The organism is Streptomyces sp. NPDC085932, from assembly GCF_044540525.1.
In the GTDB taxonomy this organism is placed as follows: Bacteria; Actinomycetota; Actinomycetes; order Streptomycetales; family Streptomycetaceae; genus Streptomyces; species Streptomyces levis.
Window position 1 is genome coordinate 1,260,561 of sequence record NZ_JBITSJ010000002.1, and the last position, 21,457, is coordinate 1,282,017.

23 protein-coding genes are annotated in these 21,457 nt (G+C 72.9%); 16 read left to right on the forward strand and 7 right to left on the reverse strand.

Annotation, left to right across the window (positions count from 1 at the left end):
• The first annotated feature begins 96 nt into the window (after positions 1–96).
• The 4 genes from rpsA (at position 97) to ACIGAQ_RS14810 (ending at position 3,920) form a co-directional block, all read left to right on the forward strand.
• Complete coding sequence (rpsA, locus tag ACIGAQ_RS14795; RefSeq protein WP_114251453.1) at positions 97–1,590, forward strand: 30S ribosomal protein S1; 1,494 nt, start codon at positions 97–99, stop codon at positions 1,588–1,590.
• A gap of 183 nt (positions 1,591–1,773) precedes the next feature.
• Positions 1,774–2,712, forward strand: coding sequence for a PAC2 family protein (locus ACIGAQ_RS14800; protein WP_399782686.1), 939 nt, complete (start codon positions 1,774–1,776; stop codon positions 2,710–2,712).
• Positions 2,713–2,868: 156 nt separating this feature from the next.
• Positions 2,869–3,489, forward strand: a complete 621-nt coding sequence (coaE, locus tag ACIGAQ_RS14805; protein ID WP_311683494.1) for a dephospho-CoA kinase — start codon at positions 2,869–2,871, stop codon at positions 3,487–3,489.
• 50 nt (positions 3,490–3,539) lie between these two features.
• Complete coding sequence (locus ACIGAQ_RS14810) at positions 3,540–3,920, forward strand: tetratricopeptide repeat protein (RefSeq protein WP_311683496.1); 381 nt, start codon at positions 3,540–3,542, stop codon at positions 3,918–3,920.
• 12 nt (positions 3,921–3,932) lie between these two features.
• Here the strand turns inward: ACIGAQ_RS14810 and ACIGAQ_RS14815 are convergent, their stop codons facing one another.
• Positions 3,933–4,271: a DUF6343 family protein gene (locus ACIGAQ_RS14815; RefSeq protein WP_399782690.1), complete on the reverse strand. Its 339-nt coding sequence runs from the start codon at positions 4,269–4,271 to the stop codon at positions 3,933–3,935.
• A 76-nt stretch (positions 4,272–4,347) separates the two neighbouring features.
• On the opposite strand from ACIGAQ_RS14815, the gene ACIGAQ_RS14820 reads away from it, so the two are divergent.
• The 3 genes from ACIGAQ_RS14820 (at position 4,348) to ACIGAQ_RS14830 (ending at position 6,732) form a co-directional block, all read left to right on the forward strand.
• Entirely contained in the window at positions 4,348–5,259 is a 912-nt protein-coding gene (locus ACIGAQ_RS14820) for an acyltransferase domain-containing protein (protein ID WP_399782693.1), read from the forward strand.
• 105 nt (positions 5,260–5,364) lie between these two features.
• A complete protein-coding gene (locus tag ACIGAQ_RS14825; RefSeq protein ID WP_399782696.1) occupies positions 5,365–6,039 on the forward strand; it encodes a class I SAM-dependent methyltransferase in 675 nt (224 codons plus the stop codon).
• 219 nt (positions 6,040–6,258) lie between these two features.
• Positions 6,259–6,732 (forward strand): DoxX family protein, encoded by a 474-nt coding sequence (locus tag ACIGAQ_RS14830; RefSeq protein WP_399782699.1) that lies wholly within the window; start codon positions 6,259–6,261, stop codon positions 6,730–6,732.
• An 89-nt stretch (positions 6,733–6,821) separates the two neighbouring features.
• Here the strand turns inward: ACIGAQ_RS14830 and ACIGAQ_RS14835 are convergent, their stop codons facing one another.
• A complete protein-coding gene (locus ACIGAQ_RS14835; RefSeq protein ID WP_399783193.1) occupies positions 6,822–7,307 on the reverse strand; it encodes an RNA-binding S4 domain-containing protein in 486 nt (161 codons plus the stop codon).
• A 356-nt stretch (positions 7,308–7,663) separates the two neighbouring features.
• Between ACIGAQ_RS14835 and ACIGAQ_RS14840 the strand changes: the two genes are divergently transcribed.
• The 3 genes from ACIGAQ_RS14840 to ACIGAQ_RS14850 all read left to right on the forward strand — a co-directional run bounded on the left by ACIGAQ_RS14840 (position 7,664) and on the right by ACIGAQ_RS14850 (position 10,454).
• The gene (locus tag ACIGAQ_RS14840) at positions 7,664–8,305 is read left to right on the forward strand and encodes an ArsR/SmtB family transcription factor (protein WP_399782702.1); all 642 of its coding nucleotides are present in this window, start codon (positions 7,664–7,666) and stop codon (positions 8,303–8,305) included.
• An 83-nt stretch (positions 8,306–8,388) separates the two neighbouring features.
• A complete protein-coding gene (locus ACIGAQ_RS14845) occupies positions 8,389–9,744 on the forward strand; it encodes an MFS transporter (RefSeq protein WP_399782705.1) in 1,356 nt (451 codons plus the stop codon).
• Positions 9,744–10,454 (forward strand): uracil-DNA glycosylase, encoded by a 711-nt coding sequence (locus tag ACIGAQ_RS14850; RefSeq protein ID WP_311683511.1) that lies wholly within the window; start codon positions 9,744–9,746, stop codon positions 10,452–10,454. The genes ACIGAQ_RS14845 and ACIGAQ_RS14850 overlap by 1 nt, the downstream gene beginning before the upstream one ends.
• Here ACIGAQ_RS14850 and ACIGAQ_RS14855 read toward each other — a convergent pair.
• A complete protein-coding gene (locus ACIGAQ_RS14855) occupies positions 10,451–11,104 on the reverse strand; it encodes a GntR family transcriptional regulator (protein WP_311683513.1) in 654 nt (217 codons plus the stop codon). The two genes, ACIGAQ_RS14850 and ACIGAQ_RS14855, sit on opposite strands and share 4 nt — an antisense overlap.
• A gap of 163 nt (positions 11,105–11,267) precedes the next feature.
• Between ACIGAQ_RS14855 and ACIGAQ_RS14860 the strand changes: the two genes are divergently transcribed.
• Positions 11,268–12,719 (forward strand): NCS1 family nucleobase:cation symporter-1, encoded by a 1,452-nt coding sequence (locus ACIGAQ_RS14860; RefSeq protein ID WP_362280690.1) that lies wholly within the window; start codon positions 11,268–11,270, stop codon positions 12,717–12,719.
• Between the two features lie 5 nt (positions 12,720–12,724).
• The gene (locus ACIGAQ_RS14865) at positions 12,725–13,453 is read left to right on the forward strand and encodes an aspartate/glutamate racemase family protein (protein WP_362280693.1); all 729 of its coding nucleotides are present in this window, start codon (positions 12,725–12,727) and stop codon (positions 13,451–13,453) included.
• Here ACIGAQ_RS14865 and ACIGAQ_RS14870 read toward each other — a convergent pair.
• The 3 genes from ACIGAQ_RS14870 to ACIGAQ_RS14880 all read right to left on the reverse strand — a co-directional run bounded on the left by ACIGAQ_RS14870 (position 13,448) and on the right by ACIGAQ_RS14880 (position 15,571).
• Positions 13,448–14,053 carry a gamma carbonic anhydrase family protein gene (locus ACIGAQ_RS14870; protein ID WP_399782710.1) on the reverse strand — a complete coding sequence of 202 codons (606 nt, stop codon included), beginning with the start codon at positions 14,051–14,053 and terminating at the stop codon, positions 13,448–13,450. The two genes, ACIGAQ_RS14865 and ACIGAQ_RS14870, sit on opposite strands and share 6 nt — an antisense overlap.
• 12 nt (positions 14,054–14,065) lie before the next feature.
• Complete coding sequence (locus ACIGAQ_RS14875; RefSeq protein WP_311683520.1) at positions 14,066–14,467, reverse strand: RidA family protein; 402 nt, start codon at positions 14,465–14,467, stop codon at positions 14,066–14,068.
• A 132-nt stretch (positions 14,468–14,599) separates the two neighbouring features.
• Positions 14,600–15,571 (reverse strand): expansin EXLX1 family cellulose-binding protein, encoded by a 972-nt coding sequence (locus ACIGAQ_RS14880; RefSeq protein WP_399782714.1) that lies wholly within the window; start codon positions 15,569–15,571, stop codon positions 14,600–14,602.
• 295 nt (positions 15,572–15,866) lie between these two features.
• On the opposite strand from ACIGAQ_RS14880, the gene ACIGAQ_RS14885 reads away from it, so the two are divergent.
• Positions 15,867–17,759, forward strand: coding sequence for an FUSC family protein (locus ACIGAQ_RS14885; protein ID WP_399782717.1), 1,893 nt, complete (start codon positions 15,867–15,869; stop codon positions 17,757–17,759).
• Between the two features lie 30 nt (positions 17,760–17,789).
• On the opposite strand, the gene ACIGAQ_RS14890 is transcribed toward ACIGAQ_RS14885, so the two are convergent.
• Complete coding sequence (locus tag ACIGAQ_RS14890; protein ID WP_399782720.1) at positions 17,790–18,737, reverse strand: endonuclease/exonuclease/phosphatase family protein; 948 nt, start codon at positions 18,735–18,737, stop codon at positions 17,790–17,792.
• Positions 18,738–18,871: 134 nt separating this feature from the next.
• Here ACIGAQ_RS14890 and ACIGAQ_RS14895 point away from each other — a divergent pair, with 134 nt between their 5' ends.
• From ACIGAQ_RS14895 to ACIGAQ_RS14905, 3 genes are all read left to right on the forward strand, one after another.
• Entirely contained in the window at positions 18,872–20,236 is a 1,365-nt protein-coding gene (locus ACIGAQ_RS14895) for an amidohydrolase (RefSeq protein WP_311683528.1), read from the forward strand.
• A gap of 168 nt (positions 20,237–20,404) precedes the next feature.
• Positions 20,405–21,094, forward strand: a complete 690-nt coding sequence (locus ACIGAQ_RS14900; RefSeq protein WP_362280711.1) for a DUF899 domain-containing protein — start codon at positions 20,405–20,407, stop codon at positions 21,092–21,094.
• A 158-nt stretch (positions 21,095–21,252) separates the two neighbouring features.
• On the forward strand, positions 21,253–21,435 hold the full coding sequence (locus tag ACIGAQ_RS14905; RefSeq protein ID WP_311683532.1) for a hypothetical protein: 183 nt from the start codon (positions 21,253–21,255) through the stop codon (positions 21,433–21,435).
• Positions 21,436–21,457 lie beyond the last annotated feature (22 nt).

Consider the following 21,457-nt stretch of genomic DNA (forward strand, 5'->3'; position numbering starts at 1 on the left):
GGCGCTTCCTTGGCTGTCCGGCTTCTGCAGAGCGAAACGGGCTCCCGGCGTAGCAGTACCTACGACTTCAATGTCCGTACCGGAGCCCTTTCCCACATGACGAGCAGCACCGAGACCACCGCCACCACCCCGCAGGTAGCGGTCAACGACATCGGTAACGAGGAAGCCTTCCTCGCCGCGATCGACGAGACGATCAAGTACTTCAACGACGGCGACATCGTCGACGGCGTCATCGTGAAGGTCGACCGGGACGAGGTCCTGCTCGACATCGGTTACAAGACCGAAGGTGTGATCCCGAGCCGCGAGCTCTCGATCAAGCACGACGTCGACCCGAACGAGGTCGTCGCCGTCGGTGACGAGATCGAGGCCCTCGTCCTCCAGAAGGAGGACAAGGAAGGCCGCCTGATCCTCTCGAAGAAGCGCGCCCAGTACGAGCGTGCCTGGGGCACCATCGAGAAGATCAAGGAAGAGGACGGGATCGTCACCGGTACCGTCATCGAGGTCGTCAAGGGTGGTCTCATCCTCGACATCGGCCTCCGTGGCTTCCTCCCGGCCTCCCTGGTCGAGATGCGCCGCGTCCGCGACCTCCAGCCCTACGTGGGCAAGGAGCTCGAGGCCAAGATCATCGAGCTGGACAAGAACCGCAACAACGTGGTCCTGTCCCGCCGTGCCTGGCTGGAGCAGACCCAGTCCGAGGTCCGCCAGACGTTCCTCACGACCCTCCAGAAGGGTCAGGTCCGTTCCGGCGTCGTCTCCTCGATCGTCAACTTCGGTGCCTTCGTGGACCTGGGTGGCGTCGACGGTCTGGTCCACGTCTCCGAGCTGTCCTGGAAGCACATCGACCACCCGTCCGAGGTCGTCGAGGTCGGTCAGGAAGTCACCGTCGAGGTCCTCGATGTGGACATGGACCGCGAGCGCGTCTCCCTGTCGCTGAAGGCGACCCAGGAAGACCCGTGGCAGCAGTTCGCCCGCACCCACCAGATCGGCCAGGTCGTGCCCGGCAAGGTCACGAAGCTGGTTCCGTTCGGTGCGTTCGTCCGCGTGGACGAGGGCATCGAGGGTCTGGTCCACATCTCCGAGCTGGCCGAGCGCCACGTGGAGATCCCGGAGCAGGTCGTCCAGGTCAACGACGAGATCTTCGTCAAGGTCATCGACATCGACCTCGAGCGCCGTCGCATCAGCCTCTCGCTGAAGCAGGCCAACGAGTCCTTCGGTGCCGACCCGTCGGCGGTCGAGTTCGACCCGACCCTGTACGGCATGGCCGCGTCCTACGACGACCAGGGCAACTACATCTACCCCGAGGGCTTCGACCCCGAGACCAACGACTGGCTCGAGGGCTACGAGAAGCAGCGCGAGGAGTGGGAGCGCCAGTACGCCGAGGCGCAGCAGCGCTTCGAGCAGCACCAGGCGCAGGTCATCAAGTCCCGCGAGGCGGACGAGAAGGCCGCTGCCGAGGGTGGCGAGGCCGCCGCTCCGGCCGCGTCCGGTGGCGGTTCGTACTCCTCCGAGGGCCCGGACAACTCCGGCGCGCTGGCCTCGGACGAGGCGCTCGCCGCGCTCCGCGAGAAGCTGGCCGGCGGCCAGAGCTGAACGCTCACTGAGCAGTAGCTCCTGACCGAGGGGCCGTACCTTTCGAGGTGCGGCCCCTTGGCGTTGTCCGGACCCCTCGGGGAGGACGTCGAACGGCCTCCCAAGATCGAATCTCTCCTCCTGCGGGAATGGCCACGGCCGCAAGGGCGTTGTCGAGTACGGACACGAGGAGGAGCGGTCACTGTGCTTGATCCGCAGGATTTGTACGCATGGGAGCCGAAGGGGCTGGCCGTCGTCGACATGGCGCTCGCCCAGGAGTCGGCCGGACTTGTCATGCTCTACCACTTCGACGGATACATCGACGCGGGCGAGACGGGCGACCAGGTCGTCGACCGGCTGCTCGACTCGCTGCCCCACCAGGTCGTCGCCCGCTTCGACCACGACCGGCTGGTCGACTACCGCGCCCGCCGTCCGCTGCTGACGTTCAAGCGCGACCGCTGGAGCGACTACGAGGAGCCCGCCATCGAGGTGCGGCTCGTCCAGGACGCCACCGGCGCTCCCTTCCTGCTGCTCTCCGGCCCCGAGCCGGACGTGGAGTGGGAGCGCTTCGCGGCAGCCGTACGGCAGATCGTGGAGCGGCTCGGCGTCCGCCTCTCCGTGAACTTCCACGGCATTCCGATGGGCGTCCCGCACACCCGGCCGGTCGGCCTCACCCCGCACGGCAACCGCACCGACCTCGTCCCGGGCCACCGCAGCCCGTTCGACGAGGCGCAGGTGCCCGGCAGCGCCGAGTCCCTCGTGGAGTACCGGCTGCTCCAGGCCGGCCATGACGTCCTGGGTGTGGCCGCGCACGTCCCGCACTACATCGCCCGCTCGCCCTACCCCGACGCGGCCCTGACGGTCCTGGAGGCCATCACGGCGGCGACCGGACTGGTCCTGCCCGGCATCGCCCACGCCCTGCGCTCGGACGCCCACCGGACCCAGACGGAGATCGACCGGCAGATCCGCGAGGGCGACGAGGACCTCACCGCCCTCGTCGAAGGCCTGGAGCACCAGTACGACGCCGTGGCCGGCGCCGAGACCCGCGGCAACATGCTCGCCGAGCCGGTGGACATTCCGTCGGCGGACGAGATCGGCCGTGAGTTCGAGAAGTTCCTCGCGGAACGAGAAGGCGACGGCTGACCCGGGGCCGGCGCGCCCCCTCAAGGGGCGCGGGGCACTGCGCGAGCAGCTCTCGCGGCCCCGCCCCCGGCACGTCGGCGGTACGGACCCCGCACGAGGCACGTCGCGGCCGCACCCTCTCCTCGGCGCCCCGGGCGGAGCGTCTAGGCTGCGGCCATGCTGAAGGTGGGCCTGACCGGTGGCATCGGTGCCGGCAAGAGTGAGGTGTCACGGCTGCTCGTCGCGTGCGGGGCCGTGCTGATCGACGCGGACCGCATCGCCCGGGAGGTCGTCGCGCCGGGAACGCCCGGCCTCGCCGCGGTCGTGGAGGCCTTCGGCGAGGAGATCCTCGCCGAGGACGGCAGCCTGGACCGGCCCCGGCTCGGCTCCATCGTCTTCGCCGACCCGGCGAAGCTCGCCACGCTCAACGCGATCGTGCATCCGCTGGTCGGCGCCCGCTCCCGCGAACTGGAGGAGGCCGCAGCGGCGGACGCGGTCGTCGTCCACGACGTCCCGCTCCTCACGGAGAACGGCCTGGCACCCCTGTACGACCTGGTGATCGTCGTCGACGCCGGTCCCGAGACCCAGCTCGACCGGCTCGTGCGGCGACGGGGCATGACCGAGGCGGATGCCCGCGCGCGGATGGCCGCCCAGGCCTCCCGGGAGCAGCGCCGCGCGATCGCGGACATCGTGATCGACAACGACGTGCCGCTGGAGGAGCTGGAGCGCCGCGTGAAGGACGTGTGGGCCGAGCTCGTGCGCAGGTCGCAGGCGTCCCAGCGGTCTCCTCAGGAATAGCGGCCCCCCGAGAGGGCGTTGAACCGGGGGAGTGAGGGAAGGACTCTGCCGTGCCCGAGACCAGCGGTTCGACCGGACGTACCCCGGAGACGCACGTCATCGACTTCCGTGCCGCCGAGCAACTGCTCGCGGCGCGGGACCCGCGGGGCGCGGTGAAGCTGCTCGACGAGGTCATCGCCGCCCACCCGGAGAACACCGCCGCGCGGCTGCTGCGCGCGCGTGCCTTCTTCGCGGCGGCGCAGCTGCGACCGGCGGAGCTCGAATTCTCGATCGTCCTGGAGCGCGAGCCGGACAACGCCTTCGCGCACTTCGCGCTCGCCCGCACCTTCGAACGGCAGGGCCGCCCCGACCAGGCCAAACGCCACTTCCGGCTGGCGGCCGCGCTGGATCCGAACCCGGAGTTCCTCAAGGCGGCGCGCTTCGACTCGTGAGGCCGGCGCCCTTCAGGGGCGCTCGTCCGGTGGCGGGTCCCCCGCCTGCCGGTCTTCCGCCGGCGGGTGGCCGGGCGCCCGGTGGCGAGCGGGCCGGTCGTCCACCGGCCGGTAGGGCGGGATGTCGGGCCCCGGCTGGTAGTGCGGACCCTGCCGGATGTGCCGGAGGACGATGGTCAGGTCGGTCGTGACGACCAGCAGCAGCACCCCGCAGGCGATGGCCCAGCCGGTCCGCCCCGCCAGGGTGAAGGCGACCGTCCCGACGACCGCCCAGACCAGCCCCCACAGGCTCAGCCAGAAGCGGGCCCGCAGCGCGCTGCGCGCCGTCCTCGGTTCACTGCCCGTCCGCATCGTTCGATCACCACTCCTGAGGGCAACGTACTCTTCGAGGCCAGGGTTCACCAAGGGCTGACAGGGGGAGCCGCGCATGCTGCCGGACGCCGACGCGTTGCCCGGGATTCTGCTCGACCTCGCGGTGCCGCACGAGGACATCAACGAGCTGGTCGCGCTGCGGCGGACGCTCACCGCGGACGCCGGAGCCCTGCGGCTCCTGGACGAGTGCGTCGAGGAGCTGGTGCGGGACATCGGGGAGGTCGGCGCCGGGATGCCGCTCGGTGACCGCCTCGCCGAGGCCCCGGCTGCGATGGGCCGGTACTTCGCGGCGTACGTGTTCGTCGCGGCACTGCCGCACACCCGCGCCTTTCACCGCGAGCGGGGCGTCCCCGACGACATCGGCCGTCACACCCTTGCCGACTTCGGGCGGAACATGGCGTTCCATCGGCGGCAGCACGGCACGGGAGGGGTGCTGGTCCCGCAGTGGCTCACGCTTCACTTCCGCGGCGAGCTGTACCAGCTCGGGCGACTGCAGTTCGAGCGGGTGCGGCTCGGACAGCGGACGGGGCGGGCGGTGGCGGCCTCCGGGACCGACGTGACGCCCGGGGAGCCCTGCCTCAACCTGCACATCCCCGGCTTCTACGGACCGCTGTCACCCGAGGCCTGCGACCGCTCCCTCGGTCTGGCGCGCGCCTTCTTCGCCCGGCACTTCCCTCAGGAGCGGTACCGGGTGGCGGTCTGCCATTCCTGGCTGCTGGACCCGCAGCTGAAGCGCTACCTGGACCCGGACTCCAACATCGTCCGTTTCCAGGAGCGTTTCCGGTCCGCTCGGGAGCCCGGTGCGGAACCCGACCGGGCCGACACCGACCCGGTCCGTTTCGTCTTCGGCGACCCGAACCTGCCGGTGGAGAGCCTGCCGGGGCGTACGTCGGTGGAGCGGGCGGTCGGGGACCATCTGCGGGCCGGCGGCCACTGGAACCTGGGACACGGCTGGTTCCCGCTGTAGCGGCCCGGTGGCCCGTCCCCGGGTGGCGTCACCCGGTCGGGTGAAGGTGCCGGGCACGGGAACGGGCGTGCGGACAGCGGCCGTTGGACGGGCATGGAGCTGAAAATGCGTGAGGGGTACGAGGGGACAGGGCCTGGGGCCATCACCCCGGACGGCTGCGCGGTGGAGCTGTACGCGCGGTTGCCCGTCGGGGACGAGCCGGACATCGTCGCCGCCGCGGTGCCCGCGGGCGCGCGCATCCTGGAGCTGGGCAGCGGGGTCGGGCGCATCACGCACGCGCTGCTGGAGCGGGGGTTCACGGTCACGGCGGTGGACGAGTCGCCCGAGATGCTGGAGCGGGTGCGCGGAGCGCGGACGATATGCAGCCCCATCGAGGAGCTGGACCTGAGCGAGACGTTCGACGTGGTGCTGCTCGCGTCGTTCCTGGTGCACGCCGGAGACGCCGAGGTGCGGCGGGGCCTGCTGCGCACGTGCGCGCGCCATGTCGCCGAGGGCGGCTGCGTGCTGATCCAGCGGGAGGGCGAGGACTACCACGCGAACGTGCCGCGCGAGCGGGTGGACCCGGGCGGCTTCACCGTACGGATCGTGTCCTCGGAGCCGGTCGGCGACGGCGTCAACTCGGTCCGCGCCGAGTACGCGTTCCCCGACGCCGTCTGGACCCAGACGTTCCGGGCCCGGCCGCTGAGCAGGGGGCAGTTCGAGGAGGCGCTGGGGGAGGCGGGCCTGCGGGTGGACCGGTATCTGACGGACGACCGGACCTGGGTGAGGGCGGTGGCGTAGAGCGGAGCGGATCCGCCGCCGGGCCGCGATGAGTTCCGGAGCGGCGGGCGGTCTACCTCTGCGACACCGGCACGCACCGCACGTACGCGCGTACCAGTACGCACCGCGCGTACGCGCACACGGCGCGAGCCGCACGTGCGCGACGACGCGCGCACCGCACGGGACCACACGTACACGCGGGCGCACGCACCCTACGGACCGCTTTCCGAGGAGACCTCCATGTCCGAGACCACCGCTCCCTCCACCGCCGCTCCCTCCACCGCCGCCACCCGGGCCGGCGTCGTCATCGCCGAGTCCGCGACTCCGCGCGGGCGGCGTGCCCGTATCGCCCTGCGGGGACTGCAGGTGCTGCTCGCGCTCTTCTACGCGATCGCGAGTGCCCTGCCCAAGCTGATCGGGCACGCCTCGGCCGCCGAGTCCTTCGACGAACTCGGCTGGGGCAGCGCGGGGATGTACACGATCGGCGCGCTCGAACTGGCCGGGGCGGTCGCCCTGTTGATCCCGGTGCTGCAGTCGGTGGCGGCGATGGCGCTGGGCGCGTTGATGGTGGGCGCGTTCGTCGTGCAGACAGCCGTCTTCGACGGGGAGTACGCGGCGACGCCCCTCATCCTGCTCGTGCCGCTCGCCCTCATAGCCTGGGCCCGGCGGGGACACAACGCCGACCTGGTACGGCTGCTGCGGCGGGGTGCGTGACGTCCCCCGGGCCGGCCCGGACGGGGCGGTCCCCCGGGCTGGCCCGGACGGGGCGAACCGGATCAGGGCCTCGATCTGCCCGGTCCGGATCAGGGCCTCGGCTTGCCCGACCCGCTGCCCGGTCCGGGGCGGAAGCCGGCGGCGGGGCCCGGGCCGGGCATGCCGCGCAGGCGTTCCATCTCGCGGCGGTCCCGCTTGGTCGGGCGGCCCGCCCCGCGGTCACGGATGCCGGCGGGGGCGACGGCCTCGCGGGGTGGCGGCGGGGGCGAGTTGTCGATGTAGCACTGCACGGCCACGGGGGCGCCGACCCGCTTGCGGATCAGCCGGGTGACGACGACGACCCGCTCCCGGCCCTCGTGCCGCAGGCGGACCTCGTCGCCGACGCGCACGGCATGGGCGGGCTTCACACGTTCGCCGTTGACCCGCACGTGACCGCCGCGGCACGCACTGGCGCCCAGGGAACGGGTCTTCACCAGGCGCACGGACCAGATCCAGCTGTCGACGCGGACGGTCTGGCCGCTCTGCGGACCGGCAGCCTCGGCGGCGGCGACGGCGGCGGCGACCTTCGGGTCCAGGGCCTTCGCCTCACCGGGCCCGGAGACCCGGCCTGCCGCTTCGGACTTGGATTCGGTTTTGGCCTTCGCTGTGGGCGCGGGCGCGGGCGCGGGAGTGGGCTCGGTGGCCGCTGCTTCCTCCGGCGCCGTGTCCTCGGAGGTCGTCTCCGTGGACGTCCGGTCCTGGGGCGCCGTGCCTCCGGTTCCGTCCGACCTGCCGTACTCCGCACCTCGTGAAGCCATGGGTCCGACCTTAGTCCTCTCGGCCGGCCGATCGTGCGGGGATTTCTGCACGGGAGGGGCACCCGTCCGAATACCCCAAACTTATTTTGCAAAAACTCTTATGCGAAATGGCTCTCGCGCCCTACGCTCCCGGCATGGACAGCGACGAGCAACGGCGTGTACTCGACCCCGAGCGGGACACCGCCGCCCTCAAGGCCCTCACTCATCCCTTGCGGATCCGCCTGCTCGGGCTGCTGCGGCAGGACGGACCTGCGACGGCCAGCGAACTCGCCGCGCGGACGGGGGAGTCGTCGGCGTCGACCAGTTACCACCTGCGGGTGCTGGCGAAGTACGCGTTCATCGGTGAGGCCGAGCACCGGGACGGGCGGGAGCGGCGGTGGCGGGCGCTGCACACCGTGACCTCCTGGAGCAACGAGTCGATGGAGTCCTCCGCGGCGGGCCGCGCCTTCGTCGGGCTGGCGCGGCGGCGGCAGATCGAGCACCTGGAGGCGTCCCTCGCCCAGCACGAGGCGGACATGGTGGCGGGTCGGTTCGGTCAGGAGTGGGTGGAACCGTCCGGGATCAGCGATCTCATGCCCCGGCTGACGGCCGAGTCGCTCACGGAGCTGTGGGAGACCATCGCCGGGAAACTGGAGGAACTGACCGCCCGGGACGCGGACGACCCGCGCGCCCGGCACGTCGTGCTCCTCACCGCCGGGCTGCCGCTCGCCCCACCGCAGCGGAGCGAAGACGACACGGCCGCAGGGCAGGACGCGTCCCGCGAGGCCGACTCGTGAGCGACCGGCTGACCGAGACATCCGAGGCTCCTGAGACCCGGCCGCCCGAGCCCACCGATCCCCCTGATCCCCCCAAGCCCAGCATGCCCACCAAGGCGGCCGGGCCGACCAAGCCCAGCGAGGCGGCCGGCGTGCGGGCCGCTCGGCGTCGGTATGTCGTCGTCTGCGCGCTCTTCTGGTTCCCGCCGGGGCTGAGTCTGGCCTCGATGGTGCTCCTGATCGGCGAGCGGGGCATGTCCCTCGCCGCCGTCGCGGGGCTGTTCGCCGCCCATTCGCTGACCGTGGCCGCGCTGGAACTGCCCACGGGCGGGCTGTCCGACGTCCTCGGCAGGCGGCCGGTCCTGGCCCTGGCCGGCGCGCTCAACGTGGTCGCCTTCGCTCTCGTCGGCCTCGGTACCACCCTGGGCGTCCTCGCCACGGGCATGGTACTCATGGGCACGGCCCGTGCCCTGGCCAGCGGGACGGCGGAGGCCTGGTACGTCGACACCGTGCAGGGGTGTGCCGGCCCGGACGCCGACCTGCGTACGGGGCTGGCCCGGGGCGGTTCCGCGACCTCGGCGGCGCTCGCGGCGGGCCTGCTGGTCGGCGGTGCCCTGCCCTGGCTGCTGAGCCTGGGTCCCGATCCCGGAGCCCGGTTGAGCGAGGCCACCGGCGGAGCGGTGCTGCCGCTGTCCGTTCCGCTGCTGCTCGGCGCCGCGCTGCGGATCGTGTTCGTCGGCTACGTGCTGACCGCCCTGCTGGAGCCGCCGCGGCCACCGGCCACGCTGCGTGCGGTGCTGCGCGGCGTCCCGGCCACCGTGCTGAGCGGGGTGCGGCTGGGCGGGCGGGACGCGCTGGTGCGCCGGGTGGTGCTCACCGCCGCGACCGTCGGCAGCGCACTGGCCACCGTGGAACTGCTCGTCCCGGGCCGTACCGTCGAACTGACCGGTGGGACCGGTTCGGGGGCGATGGCCTACGCGGTACTGGCCTGCGCGGGTTTCGTCTGCCTCGGGGTCGGCAGCCATCTCGCGCCGCTCGCCGCCCGGCTCTCGGGCGGCGGCGAGCGGGCCGTGCTGGGCTGTCTCGCGACCGGGGCGGCCGGCTTGCTGCTGCTCGGCGTCACCGCGTCCGGCGCGCACCCCGTGACGACGGCCCTCGCGGTCGCCGGCTTCGGTCTGGTCTACCTCGGCCTGGGCGCGGCGTCCCCGAACGAGAACGACCTGCTGCACCGGCGCGTCCCCAGTACGGGCCGGGCCACCGCCCTGTCCGTGCAGTCCCTCGCCCAGCAGCTCACGGGTGCGCTCATCGGCCTCGTCGTCGGGGCCCTCCGGCCGGGGCCGTTGCCCTGGCTGCTGACCGGGGCGCTCCTGCTGGCCGGAGCGCTCCTGTGGGTCCGTCGCGCCCAGCCGCCCCGGACCCCGTGCGCACCACCCGCTTCACCCGCGCCTACCGTGGAGTGATGGACGCCAGCAGTCTCTCCCTCCTCGACCGGCGCATCGCCGACTGCCGGGCCTGCCCGCGGCTGGTCTCCTGGCGCGAGGAAGTGGCCCGCAGCAAGCGGGCCGCCTTCGCGGACTGGACGTACTGGGGCCGGCCGGTGCCCGGGTTCGGGCCGGCGGACGCACGGCTGTTGATCGTGGGCCTGGCCCCCGCGGCCCACGGCGGCAACCGCACCGGCCGGATGTTCACCGGCGACCGCTCCGGGGACGTCCTCTACAAGGCGCTCCACGACGTGGGGCTCGCCTCGCAGCCCACCTCCTCGCACGTGGGCGACGGGCTGGAGCTGTACGGCGTACGCGTCACCTCGCCCGTGCACTGCGCCCCGCCGGCGAACAAGCCCACGCCCGGCGAACGGGACACCTGCCGGCCCTGGCTCGTGCAGGAACTCCGGCTGCTGCGCCCGACGCTGCGGTCCGTCGTGGTCCTCGGCCGCTTCGGCTGGCAGGCCGCGCTGCCCGCGTTCGCCGAGGCGGGCCGGCCCGTGCCCCGGCCCCGGCCCGCCTTCGCCCACGGGGCCCGGTACCGGCTGGACGACGACCTGGAACTCTTCGGCTGCTTCCACGTCAGCCAGCGCAACACCTTCACCGGGCGGCTCACCCCCGTGATGCTGCGCGACGTGCTGCGCACGGCGGCCCGTGCGGCGGGACTCGACGCGGCCGACGAGGTCTAGGGCGCCTCCTCGCCGAACAGGTGGCGCACGGTGGAGCGGTAGTTGGTCCGCACGTGCGTCAGCGCGTGCGCGCGGGCCCGGTCCGGGTCGCCCGAGGCGATGGCCTCGTACAGCTCGCGGTGCTCCACTAGCAACTGGGGCCACTCCTCGTTGCGGCGGGTCATCCAGCGCAGCCGGCCGGCGACCGGCTCCAGGGCCTCGGTGAGCAGGCTGTTGCCGGCCATCGCCATGATGCGGTCGTGCAGACGGCTGTTGACGTCCGTGATCGCCTCGGCGTCCGCGGCCTCGGTGGCGGCGGCCGCGCGGTCGAGGAGATCCCGGACCTCGGCCAGCGCCTCGGGGGTCGCGCGGGACGCGGCGAGTCCGGCGGCGTAGACCTCCAGGGCCTCGCGCAGTTCGAACAGTTCCTTGACGTCGGTCGGTGTGAGGCGGCGCACCACCGAGCGGCGGGGCGTCTCGAAGTGGACGAAGCCCTCGGCGACCAGGGACCGGATGGCCTCTCGCACCGGCACGCGTGAGACGCCGAAGCGTTCCGCCAGTTCGCGTTCGACCAGGCGGTCGCCGGGAAGCAGGCTGCCCGCGATGATCTGCTGCCGCAGCTCGGACGTGACGCGTTCGCGCACCGCTCCCAGGGGTTCGATCTTCGTCATGCCGCCCATCCTCGCCGACGCGAGGGGTCTTTTACGGAGCGTTAACAGGAGCGATATCCGTCAGAACGGTTGACGACGAGACCATGGCGGCAGTTTGGTATACCAAACGCCGTGCAGCCCCTCACAGCGCAGTCCTCCGTCGTCCCCTTGCCCTGGAGGCCCCGTGTCCCTCGCCGACCGTGCCGCAGCCACCGGCACCCCCGCGTTCGTCCCCGATCCCCGGCTCACCAACGAAGACCTCGCCCCCGCCGAGAAGCGCAACTGGAAGGTCTTCGACCTCTTCGCCATGTGGATGTCCGACGTCCACAACCTCGGCAACTACACGTTCGCCGCCGGACTGCTCTTCCTCGGCATGAACGTCTGGCAGATCTTCACGTCCCTGCTCGTCGGGTTCGTGATCATCTACATCGGCATGAACTGGATGGGGAAGATCGGCCAGCGCCACGGCGTGCCCTTCCCGGTGGTCAGCCGGATCGCCTTCGGCGTCTGGGGCGCCAACATCCCGGCACTGATCAGGGCCGTGATCGCCATCATGTGGTACGGCATCCAGACCTATCTCGCCTCCGTCGCCGTCAACGTCATGCTGCTGGCGGCCTGGCCGGGTCTGGAGTCCTGGACGCACAGCTCCTTCCTGGGCCTGGACGCGCTCGGCTGGGTCTCCTTCGTCGCCCTGTGGCTGGTGCAGGCGGCGATCATCAGCCGGGGCATGGAGTCGGTCCGCAAGTTCCAGGACTTCTGCGGCCCGGCGATCTGGCTCGTGATGATCGCGCTGGCCGTGTGGATCCTGGCCAAGGCCGGCTGGACGATCTCCCTCACCTCCACCCCGCACCCGGTGTCGGTCGGCGAGCAGTGGCGTCAGTGGTTCGGCGCGATCGGCCTGGTCCTCGCCACCTACGGCACGCTGATGCTCAACTTCTGCGACTTCTCCCGCTTCGCGCCCGACTACAAGTCCGTCAGGCGCGGCAACTTCTGGGGCCTGCCGGTCAACTCCACGGCCTTCGTCATCGTCTCGGTCATCGTCACCGCGGGCGCCTTCGAGGTCTTCGGCAAGGAGATCACCGACCCCGCCTACCTGGTCGCCGAGATCGGCAACACCTGGGTGCTGGTGGTGGGCGCCCTGACCTTCGCCATCGCCACCATGGGCGTCAACATCGTCGCCAACTTCGTCTCCCCGGCCTACGACCTGGCCAACGTCTGGCCGCAGAAGATCACCTTCAAGGTCGGCGGCATGATCAGCACCGTCGCTGCCCTGCTGGTCACCCCCTGGAACCTCTTCTCCAACCCGACCGTCGTCAACTACTTCCTCGGCGGCCTCGGCGCCTTCCTGGGCCCGCTGTTCGGCGTGATCATGGTCGACTACTACTGGGTCAAGCGCGGCCGCGTGAACGTCGACGAACTCTTCGACGCCACGCCCGGCTCCCGCTACCACTACCGCAAGGGCGTCAACCCCAAGGCCCTGTGGGCGTTCCTGCCGGCGGCCGGTGTCGCGGCGGTGCTCGCCCTGGTGAAGACCTTCGGCGACGTGGCGCCCTACTCCTGGTTCATCGGCACGGCCATCGCGGCCGGACTGTACGCGGCGCTGTGCCGCCCCGAGCGCGCCACCGCGGAGGTCTGAGAGACGTGCGGATCGTCGTCACCAACTGCAACACCACGCAGGAGATGACCGAGGAGATCGTGCGAGGTGCCCGGGCCGCCGCAGGCCCGGGCACCACCGTGACCGGACTGACCCCCGCCTGGGGACCCGCGTCCGCGGAGGGCTGGCTCGACAGCTACCTCTCCGCGGCGGCCGTCCTGGACACACTGCGGACCTACGACGGACCGCCGTACGACGCCGTGGTCATGGCCGGGTTCGGCGAGCACGGGCGCGAGGGCGTACGGGAGCTCGTCGGCGTCCCGGTCGTCGACATCACCGAGGCGGCGGCCCACCTGGCCTGCCTGCTGGGCCGCCGCTACGGCGTCGTCACCACGCTGGAGCGGTCCCGCGGCCAGATCGAGGACAGCCTGGAGACGGCAGGCGTCGCCCGGAACTGCGCCGCGGTCGTCGGCACCGGCCTGAACGTCCTCGACCTCGCCGACGACGAACGGACCGAGACGGCGTTCCTCGCCGCCGCCGAGCGGGCCTGCGCGGCCGGGGCGGAGGTGCTGGTGCTGGGCTGCGCCGGCATGACCGGCCTGCAGCGCGCGGTCGGCGAGAAGCTGGGCCTGCCGGTCGTCGACGGGGTCGGTGCGGCGGTCAGACTGGCCGAGTCGCTGGTGGCGCTGGGGCTGACCACCAGCCGGGCCGGCAGCTACGCCGAGCCGCTGCCCAAACGCCGGGTGTGGGGCAGACCGGACGGCGGTGGCTCATGACGGGCCGTCGAGTGGGACGTCGTCGCGATGGGCCCCGTAGAAGGCCGCCTGGCGGGCCATGACCTCACGCATCGCGGTGCAGCGCGGAAGGCCGTACACGGTCCCGGGGAAATCCAGCGCCTCCTGGACCTGCCACAGCTCGTCGTGCTCCCCGGGCGCGAACAGCCGCGCCCGGGGAGCCCCCGCCGCGATCCAGCCGATGGGCAGGACCGTCCCGGGCGGCAGCACGGAGTTGACGTGCAGCACGCTGTGGATGCGCAGCTCGGAGCCGGCTCCCGCGACGGCTCCGGGAAAGACGCAGGCGCCGGTGGCGACGAAGACCTCGTCCTCCAGCGTCCCCCCGTTGACGTGCGCGTGCGGCCCCACGAGGACGGCGTCCCCCAGCACGGCGGGGTGCCGGGCCCGCCCCCGAACCAGCGCGTTCTCCATGACGACGACGTCCGAGCCCACCCGCACCTGCCCGTCCTCGGCCGTGAGCACGGCCCCGTGCAGCACCCGGCTGCGCTCACCGAGGACGACGGCCCCGCACAGCACGGCCGTCGGGGCGACGTACGCGGACTCGGGGACGACGGGGCGCTGCCCGCGGTGCTCGATCAACATGGCGGTCCTCGCCTACTCGGGTACGACGGCTGTCGCCGTGATCTCCACCAGCTGTCCCGAGTACCCCAGGCACGCCACCCCGATCAGCGTCGAGGAGTGCGGACCGGCGCTGAGCCCCGACGCCTCGACGACGGCCCAGACGGCGGACAGTACCGACGGCTCGCCGCTCACCACGTACACGTCGGTCGCCACGACGTGCTCCAGATCGCTGCCCACGGCGCGCAGTTGCTCGCGCAGGTTGGCGATCACCTGCTCGGCCTGCCGGACGGGGTCCCCGGGCCCGACGAGCTCTCCCCGGGCGTCCAGGGGCACGGACCCGGCGAGGAACGCCAGGCGCGTGCCGGCCTCGACGACGGAGGCGTGGGAGTAGGCGGGAGGCGGGAAGAGGCTCGGGACGGTGACACGGCGAATCACGTGAGGGCTCCGATCTGCGCGCGAGGGCGCTCCGGACGGCAACCGGGCGACCCGCCGATCATGCGCGGCCCGGGGGCCGACACGCACCCGCATTTCGGCCCACCGCGGCCCCCGGAAAAGCGGACGGCACCCTCACGTGACCCGCGCGAACTGGACGCGGGTCGGCTGCACCACGTCCGGCCGCACGGCGACGCCGTCGACGGTGAGGCGTTGACCGTGGATGTCGGTCAGCCGGAGCGGGCCGCCGCAGCCGGTGCCGTCGGGGGAGAGGAAGTAGTTGTACTCCGTGCGGGTCAGCCGCTGCCAGCCGCCGCCCGTGCGGATCTCCAGCCGGGCCAGGGGATTGCGGTGCCCGAGGGCCTGGACGCCGCACCAGTGGCGGCTGGAGCCGGTCTTGTAGCGGATCGAGATCGTGTCGGAGGTGCCCGGGCTCAGCAGGCTCCAGCTGACCGGTATCCGGCCCGCGGACAGACCCGCGAGCTTCGCGAACGCCTCCTTGCTGAGGTCCAGCTGCCCCGGGGCGCAGGGCAGCGGGCACTCGTTGGTGACCCGGACCGTGACGGACGCGCCGTTCGCCGCGCGGACCAGGAGGTACGCCCCGCACGCCGCCGACGTCTCGTAGTCGGTGTGGTTCATCGCCGCGACCATCAGGTCGGGGCTCGGGCCGTACGAACAGGCACCGTCACCGTCCGCGGCGTCGTAGTGGGTGGCGACGCCCCGGTACGTGACCCCGGGCTGGATACGCCCGGCCAGCGGCGCCGTGCCGGACGCCGGCCGCGCCGGGGAGCGCGGGGTCGCGACGGGGGAGGGGCGTGCGGACGGGGTGGCCGGCGCGGCCGTCCGGCTGGGGGACGCCGAGGAGGACTTCCCCTCCGCCGGCTTCGTCTTCCCCGCCGGTGCCGGCTCCCCGGCCGTGGTCCGGGCGCTCGGCCGGCTGCTCGCGTCCGGCGCGGCCGCCGTGCGCACGGTGTCCGGCTCACCGCCGGGGCGCAGCGCCACCACGAGACAGACGACGAGTCCCACGGCCGCCACGACGGCCGTGGCGAGCAGTGCCGTGCGCCGCTTGCGGGCAGGACGGGGACGGCGGTGCGATGCGGATGCCACGGATGAGTCCTTCGGGTCCCTGCGCGATTCGGGAGAACGCGCGCTTGCGCCCCTTCAGTGGCCGCCGGTGCCGGAAAGGTTGCCGCGGGGCAGCCCACCGCGTGCGTATCCGACGGGCGGCCCGTCGCCCGCCCACCACCGATTGCGTACATAAAGAACGCGGCTGCCGGGGCCCTTCGTCACGTTCCGGAAACCTCTCCCCCAGGAAGGCCGCCTACCGTGGAAGCCACACCACGCCCCGGCCACCGTCGCCCGGAAGGCCCACCCCCGCCTCCGAGCAGCCGACAGGAGCCCCGTGTCCCGCCGCCCCGCGCCGCACCTTCCGCCCTGGCTCGCGCACGCTCTGCGCGCTCAGCGGGGGCCGGTCCCCTGGAGCGCGGTGACGCGGGGTGCCCTGTCGGCCGGGCCGCTGCTCCTCGTGGCCGTCGCGACCGGGCACACCTCCCTCGGCGTGGTCGCCGCCATCGCCGCAATGCTCGCCGGGATCAACGACCGTCCCGGGAGCCGGCGCGCCTCCGTCAAGCGGCTCGGGGTGCCCGCGCTGGGCGGGGCCCTGGGCCTGGTCGTCGGCACCTACGCCGGCCAGGAGACCGGCGCGGTCGTGCTCACCGCGCTGTTCACGGTCGTCGGCCTGGTCGCCGGCGGGATGAGCGCGGTGGGGCCCGTCGCGTCCGCCACCGGCACGCACCTGCTCGTCGGCCTCGCGGTCGGGGCCGGGATGCCCCTGCCGGAACCCGGCTGGGAGCGCGCGCTGGCCTTCCTCGCCGGCGCCGGCTGGCTGCTGCTGCTCCGGCTGGCGCTGCCCACACCCGGATCGCTCGCCGGGGACTTCCGGTTCGACGGGGAGCGGGAGGCGGTGGCCGGGGTGTACGACGCCGTCGCCGGCCTCCTGGACGCCGTCGGCGGGCCCGACGCCATCCGCCGCCGGGCCGCTCTCACCGCCGCCCTCGACCATGCCCAGGACGCCCTGGCCGGACCCCGGTTGCGGCGCTACGCCTCCTCGTCCGCCGAGCGGCGGCTGCACGCGCAGTACGCCGCCGCCCTCCCGCTGGCCGAGGCCGCCACCGCGCTGGCCTGGGCGGAGGAGACCGTGTCCGAGCGGGCGTCCGAAGGCCCCAGGCGACTCGCCGCCGCCGTACGCGGCAACACCCACACCGGCCCCCTGCCCGCCCCCTCCCGCTCGGCTCCCGCCCTGCGCGCCCTCGACGACGCCCTGCTGCACGCCGCCGAGGTGTTCGACCAGGGCCGGGGCGGCGAGCTGCACACCCGGTCCCGTACCGCCGGGAGCCGGCTGCGCGCCGCCTTCGGAGGCGCCGGACGCGAGTACGGGCTGCGCGTCGCCCTCTGCTTCGGAGCCGGCGCGGCCGTCGCCCAGGCCCTGCACCTCAGCCGGTGGTACGGGCAGCACGAGCACTGGTACTGGCTGCCCGCCACCGCCGTCTTCCTCGTCAAGCCCGACCTGGGACCGCTCGCCTCACGCGTGCTGAACCGGGCCGCAGGCACCGTGCTCGGCGCGCTTCTCTTCGCCGGGTTCGCCGCGGTCCTGCCCCGGCCCGAGGGGCTGATCGCGCTCGTCGCCCTCAGCGGCGCGCTGATCCCCGTCGCCACCCGGCACTTCGCCGCCCAGACCGCCGTCGTCACCGTCCTCGTCCTGGCCCTCGTCATGGTCGGCGGCGAACCGCAGGCCTCGGCGGGCCGGATCGGCGAGACCCTGCTGGCCTGCGCGATCGTGCTGATCGTCGGCCACCTGCCGATGCCCGGGCAGTACGGCGGCGGAGTACGCGCCCGGCTCGCGGCGGCGAGCGAGGCCGCCCACGCCTACCTCACCCACGTCCTCGACGAGGCCGGCACCCCGCGCATCGGCACCGCCGGCACCCCCTCCGGCCACCGGGCCACCCGCTGGACCCTGCGCCGCGAGGCGTACCGCACCCTCGCCGAGGCCCGCACGGCCATCTCCCTCGCCGCTCACGAACTGCCCGCCCTCGCCCGGCACACCGAAGGCGCGGACGAGGTGGCCGGCCTCCTCGAACGGCTCGTCGACACGACGACGGCCTGCGCGGTGCACCTGGACGACACGGGCCGGATCGGGTCCCGCCACCGGGAACGGCTGACCGCCGTCCTCGCCGAACTCGCCGCACCGGCGGAGCGCCTGGGGCTGCGCCCGCCCCGGACCTCCCTCGCCGGATAGCACGCCCCGGCGCCGGAACCCCGTGGCCGTTCAGCCGTCGATCCGGACCCACACCGGCGCGTGATCCGAGCCGGGGGCGCCCCGCCGCTCCCCGGGATCGGGGCCGACCGAGGGCAGGGCGGGCGGGCCCTCGCCGGGCAGACCCGTGCCCGCCGCCGACGCCCGGCGCACCAGGCGGTGGCTCAGCAGCACGTGGTCGATCAGCTCCCGCCGCCCGGAGTTGACGCGGGACCAGCGCTGTCCGGCCGGGATGAGCGGGGCCACGTCCCACAGCCGCGCCGCGTCGCCCCGGTCCGGCCGGTCGTGGCCCGCCGTGCCGATCTCCGAGCCGGGCGGACCCAGCAGGATCTGCGTGGTCGCGGCCTGCACGTCGTCGTTCAGGTCGCCCAGTATCGCCACGTCCCTGCCCTGCCCGTCACCGTCGAGCAACTCGTCCGCGAGGGCGCGCAGCGCCGTCGCCTCCGCCGCCCGCCGGTACAGGGCGTAGGCGCCGTAGCGGGCGCGTTCGCCCTCGTCGCGGGGGTGGAACCGGCCGTCCGGATACGACAGCAGCTTCGACTTCAGGTGACAGACGGCCACCCGCACAGGCGCGTCCCCGACCTCCACCGCGAGCAGGCCACGGCCCGCCGCCGTCACCGTCGCCCCGGAGTCGTCCGCCTGCACGGGCCGCAGCCCCGCCGGGAACCCGGTCGTGTCGGCCAGGACCACCGGCTCGGCACGGCTGAGGAACCCGACCCGTATGCCCCGGCCGTCCGCATGCTCGGACAGGGCGATGTGCCAGTCGTCGCCGAGCATCCCGGCCAGGTCCTTCAGGGCCTCGGGGTCGCCGACCTCCTGCACGCCGAGCAGGTCCGGGTCGAGTTCCGTGATCACCGCGGCGAGCGCGGCGAGTTTCGCCCCGTACGCGGCCTCGTCGCGCGGGCCGTACGGGCCGCCGGGCCGGTAGAGGTTCTCCAGGTTCCAGGTGCCGAGCAGCATGCCGGGCTCCTTTCCGAAGCCGACAGGCGGGGTGGTGGGGCCAGGGTGCTCGCCCGGCCCGTCCCGCGACAGAGCCGCGGCAGGATGTGCGGTTCGGCTCATACCGCCCTACGACCCCGTCGTACGTTGGCGTGATGACGCCTTCTGCCGCGGACAGTCCCGCCGAGCTCATCATCAGCGCATGTACGGTCCTCGTGCACGACGATCAAGAGCGGATCGGGTTCCTGGAGGACGCCGCGATCGTCGTGCGGGACGGGACCGTGGCGGCGGTCACGAGCTCCGCGGAGGCGGCGCACCTGCCCGCCGCCGAGCGTCTCGACGCCCGCGGCCAGGTGGCCCTGCCCGGCCTGATCAACTGTCACACGCACGCGCCGATGGTCGCGCTGCGCGGCCTCGCCGAGGATCTGCCCACCGAGGAGTGGTTCAACGACGTCGTCTGGCCGGTGGAGTCCAACCTCACGGGCCGGGACGTCGAGTTGGGGGCGCGGCTCGCCTGCGCCGAGATGATCCGCGCCGGCGTCACCTGCTTCGCCGACCACTACTTCGCGATGGACGCGGTGGCCGACGTGGTCGCCGAGTGCGGCATGCGGGCCCTGCTCGGCCAGGCCTACTTCTCCTCCCAGGGGCCCGAAGGCCGCGAGCGCTCCCTGGACTTCGCGCTGCGCCGGCGCGGCTCGGCCGGCGGGCGCGTCACCACGGCCCTCGCGCCGCACGCGCCCTACACCGTCGACGACGCCGACCTCGCCGCCACCGCGGACCTCGCGCGCGAGCACGGCCTGCCCGTGCATCTGCACGCCGCCGAGAACCGCGACCAGACGGAGACCAGCCTCGCCCGGCACGGGGTCACCCCGATCGAGGTCCTGCACCGCACCGGCGTCCTCGGCACGGACGTGCTCCTCGCCCACGGCACCGGCATCACCGACCGCGACCTGCCCCTGCTGGAGCGGGCGGACGGCCGTACGGCCGTGGCCAGCGCACCGCGCGGATACCTCAAGTTCGCCTGGCCCGGCACCACGCCCGTGCGCGCCCTGCGCGACATCGGCGTCGACGTGGGACTCGCCACCGACGGCGCCGCCTCCAACAACTCCCTCGACGTGTGGGAGTCGATGGCCCTCACCTCGCTGGTCCAGAAGTCCGCCGAGGGCGATCCACGCTGGCTGACCTCCCGCCAGGCCCTGCACCACGCCACCCTGCAGAGCGCCCGGGCCGTGGGGCTGGGGGAGGACGTGGGCCGGATCGCGCCCGGCCGCCGGGCCGACATCATCCTGGTCGACCTCACCGGGCCGCACACCCGGCCGGTCCACGACCTCGCCGCCACCCTCGTGCACAGCGCCCGCTCCGCCGACGTGCGCACCACGGTCGTCGACGGGCGGATCCTGATGCGGGACCGCGAACTGCTGAGCATCGACGTGCCGTCGGTCGTACAGGAACTGGAGGAGCGGCTGCCCGCGCTCGTCGACCGCAGCCACGGCCGGCGCGTCCAGGAGTACGACACCTGACCCCGGGGGACGCCGGAAGGTCCTCCGGGAAGTCCTCCTGGAGGCGCTCCGGAAAGTCTTCCGGGAAGTCCTCCGGAAACTTTTTCCGGGAGATGTCTGGTGCGGCGATGAGTTCCGCCCCTCCCGCCGGTCACCACCCCGGACGGACCGTTGTCACAGGAGGGGCCCATGTCGCTTCCGGAGATCGTCTCGCGCGAACAGTGGCGCGCGGCGCGCGCGGAACTGCTGGTCAAGGAGAAGGCCGCCACCCGCGCGCGGGACGCGCTCAACGCCGAGCGGCGCGGACTGCCCATGGTGGCGGTCGACGAGGAGTATGTCTTCGAGGGCGGGGACGGCAAGGCCACCCTGCTCGACCTGTTCGAGGACCGGCACCAGCTCGTCGTCTACCACTTCATGTTCGCGCCCGAGTGGGAGGCCGGATGCCGCAGCTGCTCCGCGTTCCTGGACCAAGTGGGGCATCTCGCCCATCTCGCGGCGCGCGGTACGTCGTTCGCCGCCGTGTCCCGGGCGCCGTACCCGAGGATCCTGCCCTTCAAGGCGCGGATGGGCTGGACGCTGCCCTGGTACTCGTCGTACGGCAGCGACTTCAACCGCGACTTCGAGGTGACGTTCGAACAGGACGGCGAGCTCGTCGAGCGCCCCGGCCTGAGCTGCTTCCTGCGGGACCGCGACCGCGTCTTCCACACGTACTCCACGTACGAGCGCGGCCTCGACGGCCTCGGGTCGACCACCAGCCTGCTGGACCTCACCGCGCTGGGCAGGCAGGAGGAGTGGGAGGAGCCCAAGGGGCGTGCGTCGGCTCTTGGGGCGCCTGCGGGAAGTGAGCGCATCAGGTATCACGACGAGTACGACGACTGACACCCAAAGTGAGGAAATCAGCCAAGCGGCTGAGAGTTTGCTCACACTTGACGGTGAACGCGTGTCAACTACGTCTCAGAACCGTCACTTCGCGAGCCGTTCACCCCATGGTTGGCGTTTAACTCTACGAGTACAGCGCTACATGGAGGTGCAGGGTGGTGAACGGGCGAACGGTGCTCGAGCGCTTTCCCGCCGGCGGGCCGCGTGGCTCCTGGCCGGCGGAGGAGTTCGCGCAGGCGCGGCGTCTGGAAGGCCTGCCCGCCGAGGTCGTCATGGATCTGGCATCCGACATGTTCCTGGTCATCGTGCGCAGCGGGGACGGTGCCGACGCCACCGCCTGACCATGCCGTGGGCGCCGCACGG

Coding starts and splice junctions, on each gene's coding strand:
- ACIGAQ_RS14870 (WP_399782710.1), bottom strand. CDS start 14,053: ATGTTGATCGAGCACCGCGGGCAGCGCCCCGTCGTCCCCGAGTCCGCG.
- ACIGAQ_RS14850 (WP_311683511.1), top strand. CDS start 9,744: ATGGACGCCAGCAGTCTCTCCCTCCTCGACCGGCGCATCGCCGACTGC.
- ACIGAQ_RS14815 (WP_399782690.1), bottom strand. CDS start 4,271: ATGCGGACGGGCAGTGAACCGAGGACGGCGCGCAGCGCGCTGCGGGCC.
- ACIGAQ_RS14890 (WP_399782720.1), bottom strand. CDS start 18,737: ATGCTGCTCGGCACCTGGAACCTGGAGAACCTCTACCGGCCCGGCGGC.
- ACIGAQ_RS14840 (WP_399782702.1), top strand. CDS start 7,664: ATGGACAGCGACGAGCAACGGCGTGTACTCGACCCCGAGCGGGACACC.
- ACIGAQ_RS14845 (WP_399782705.1), top strand. CDS start 8,389: ATGCCCACCAAGGCGGCCGGGCCGACCAAGCCCAGCGAGGCGGCCGGC.
- ACIGAQ_RS14830 (WP_399782699.1), top strand. CDS start 6,259: ATGTCCGAGACCACCGCTCCCTCCACCGCCGCTCCCTCCACCGCCGCC.
- ACIGAQ_RS14820 (WP_399782693.1), top strand. CDS start 4,348: ATGCTGCCGGACGCCGACGCGTTGCCCGGGATTCTGCTCGACCTCGCG.
- ACIGAQ_RS14895 (WP_311683528.1), top strand. CDS start 18,872: ATGACGCCTTCTGCCGCGGACAGTCCCGCCGAGCTCATCATCAGCGCA.
- coaE (WP_311683494.1), top strand. CDS start 2,869: ATGCTGAAGGTGGGCCTGACCGGTGGCATCGGTGCCGGCAAGAGTGAG.
- ACIGAQ_RS14825 (WP_399782696.1), top strand. CDS start 5,365: ATGCGTGAGGGGTACGAGGGGACAGGGCCTGGGGCCATCACCCCGGAC.
- rpsA (WP_114251453.1), top strand. CDS start 97: ATGACGAGCAGCACCGAGACCACCGCCACCACCCCGCAGGTAGCGGTC.
- ACIGAQ_RS14900 (WP_362280711.1), top strand. CDS start 20,405: ATGTCGCTTCCGGAGATCGTCTCGCGCGAACAGTGGCGCGCGGCGCGC.
- ACIGAQ_RS14855 (WP_311683513.1), bottom strand. CDS start 11,104: ATGACGAAGATCGAACCCCTGGGAGCGGTGCGCGAACGCGTCACGTCC.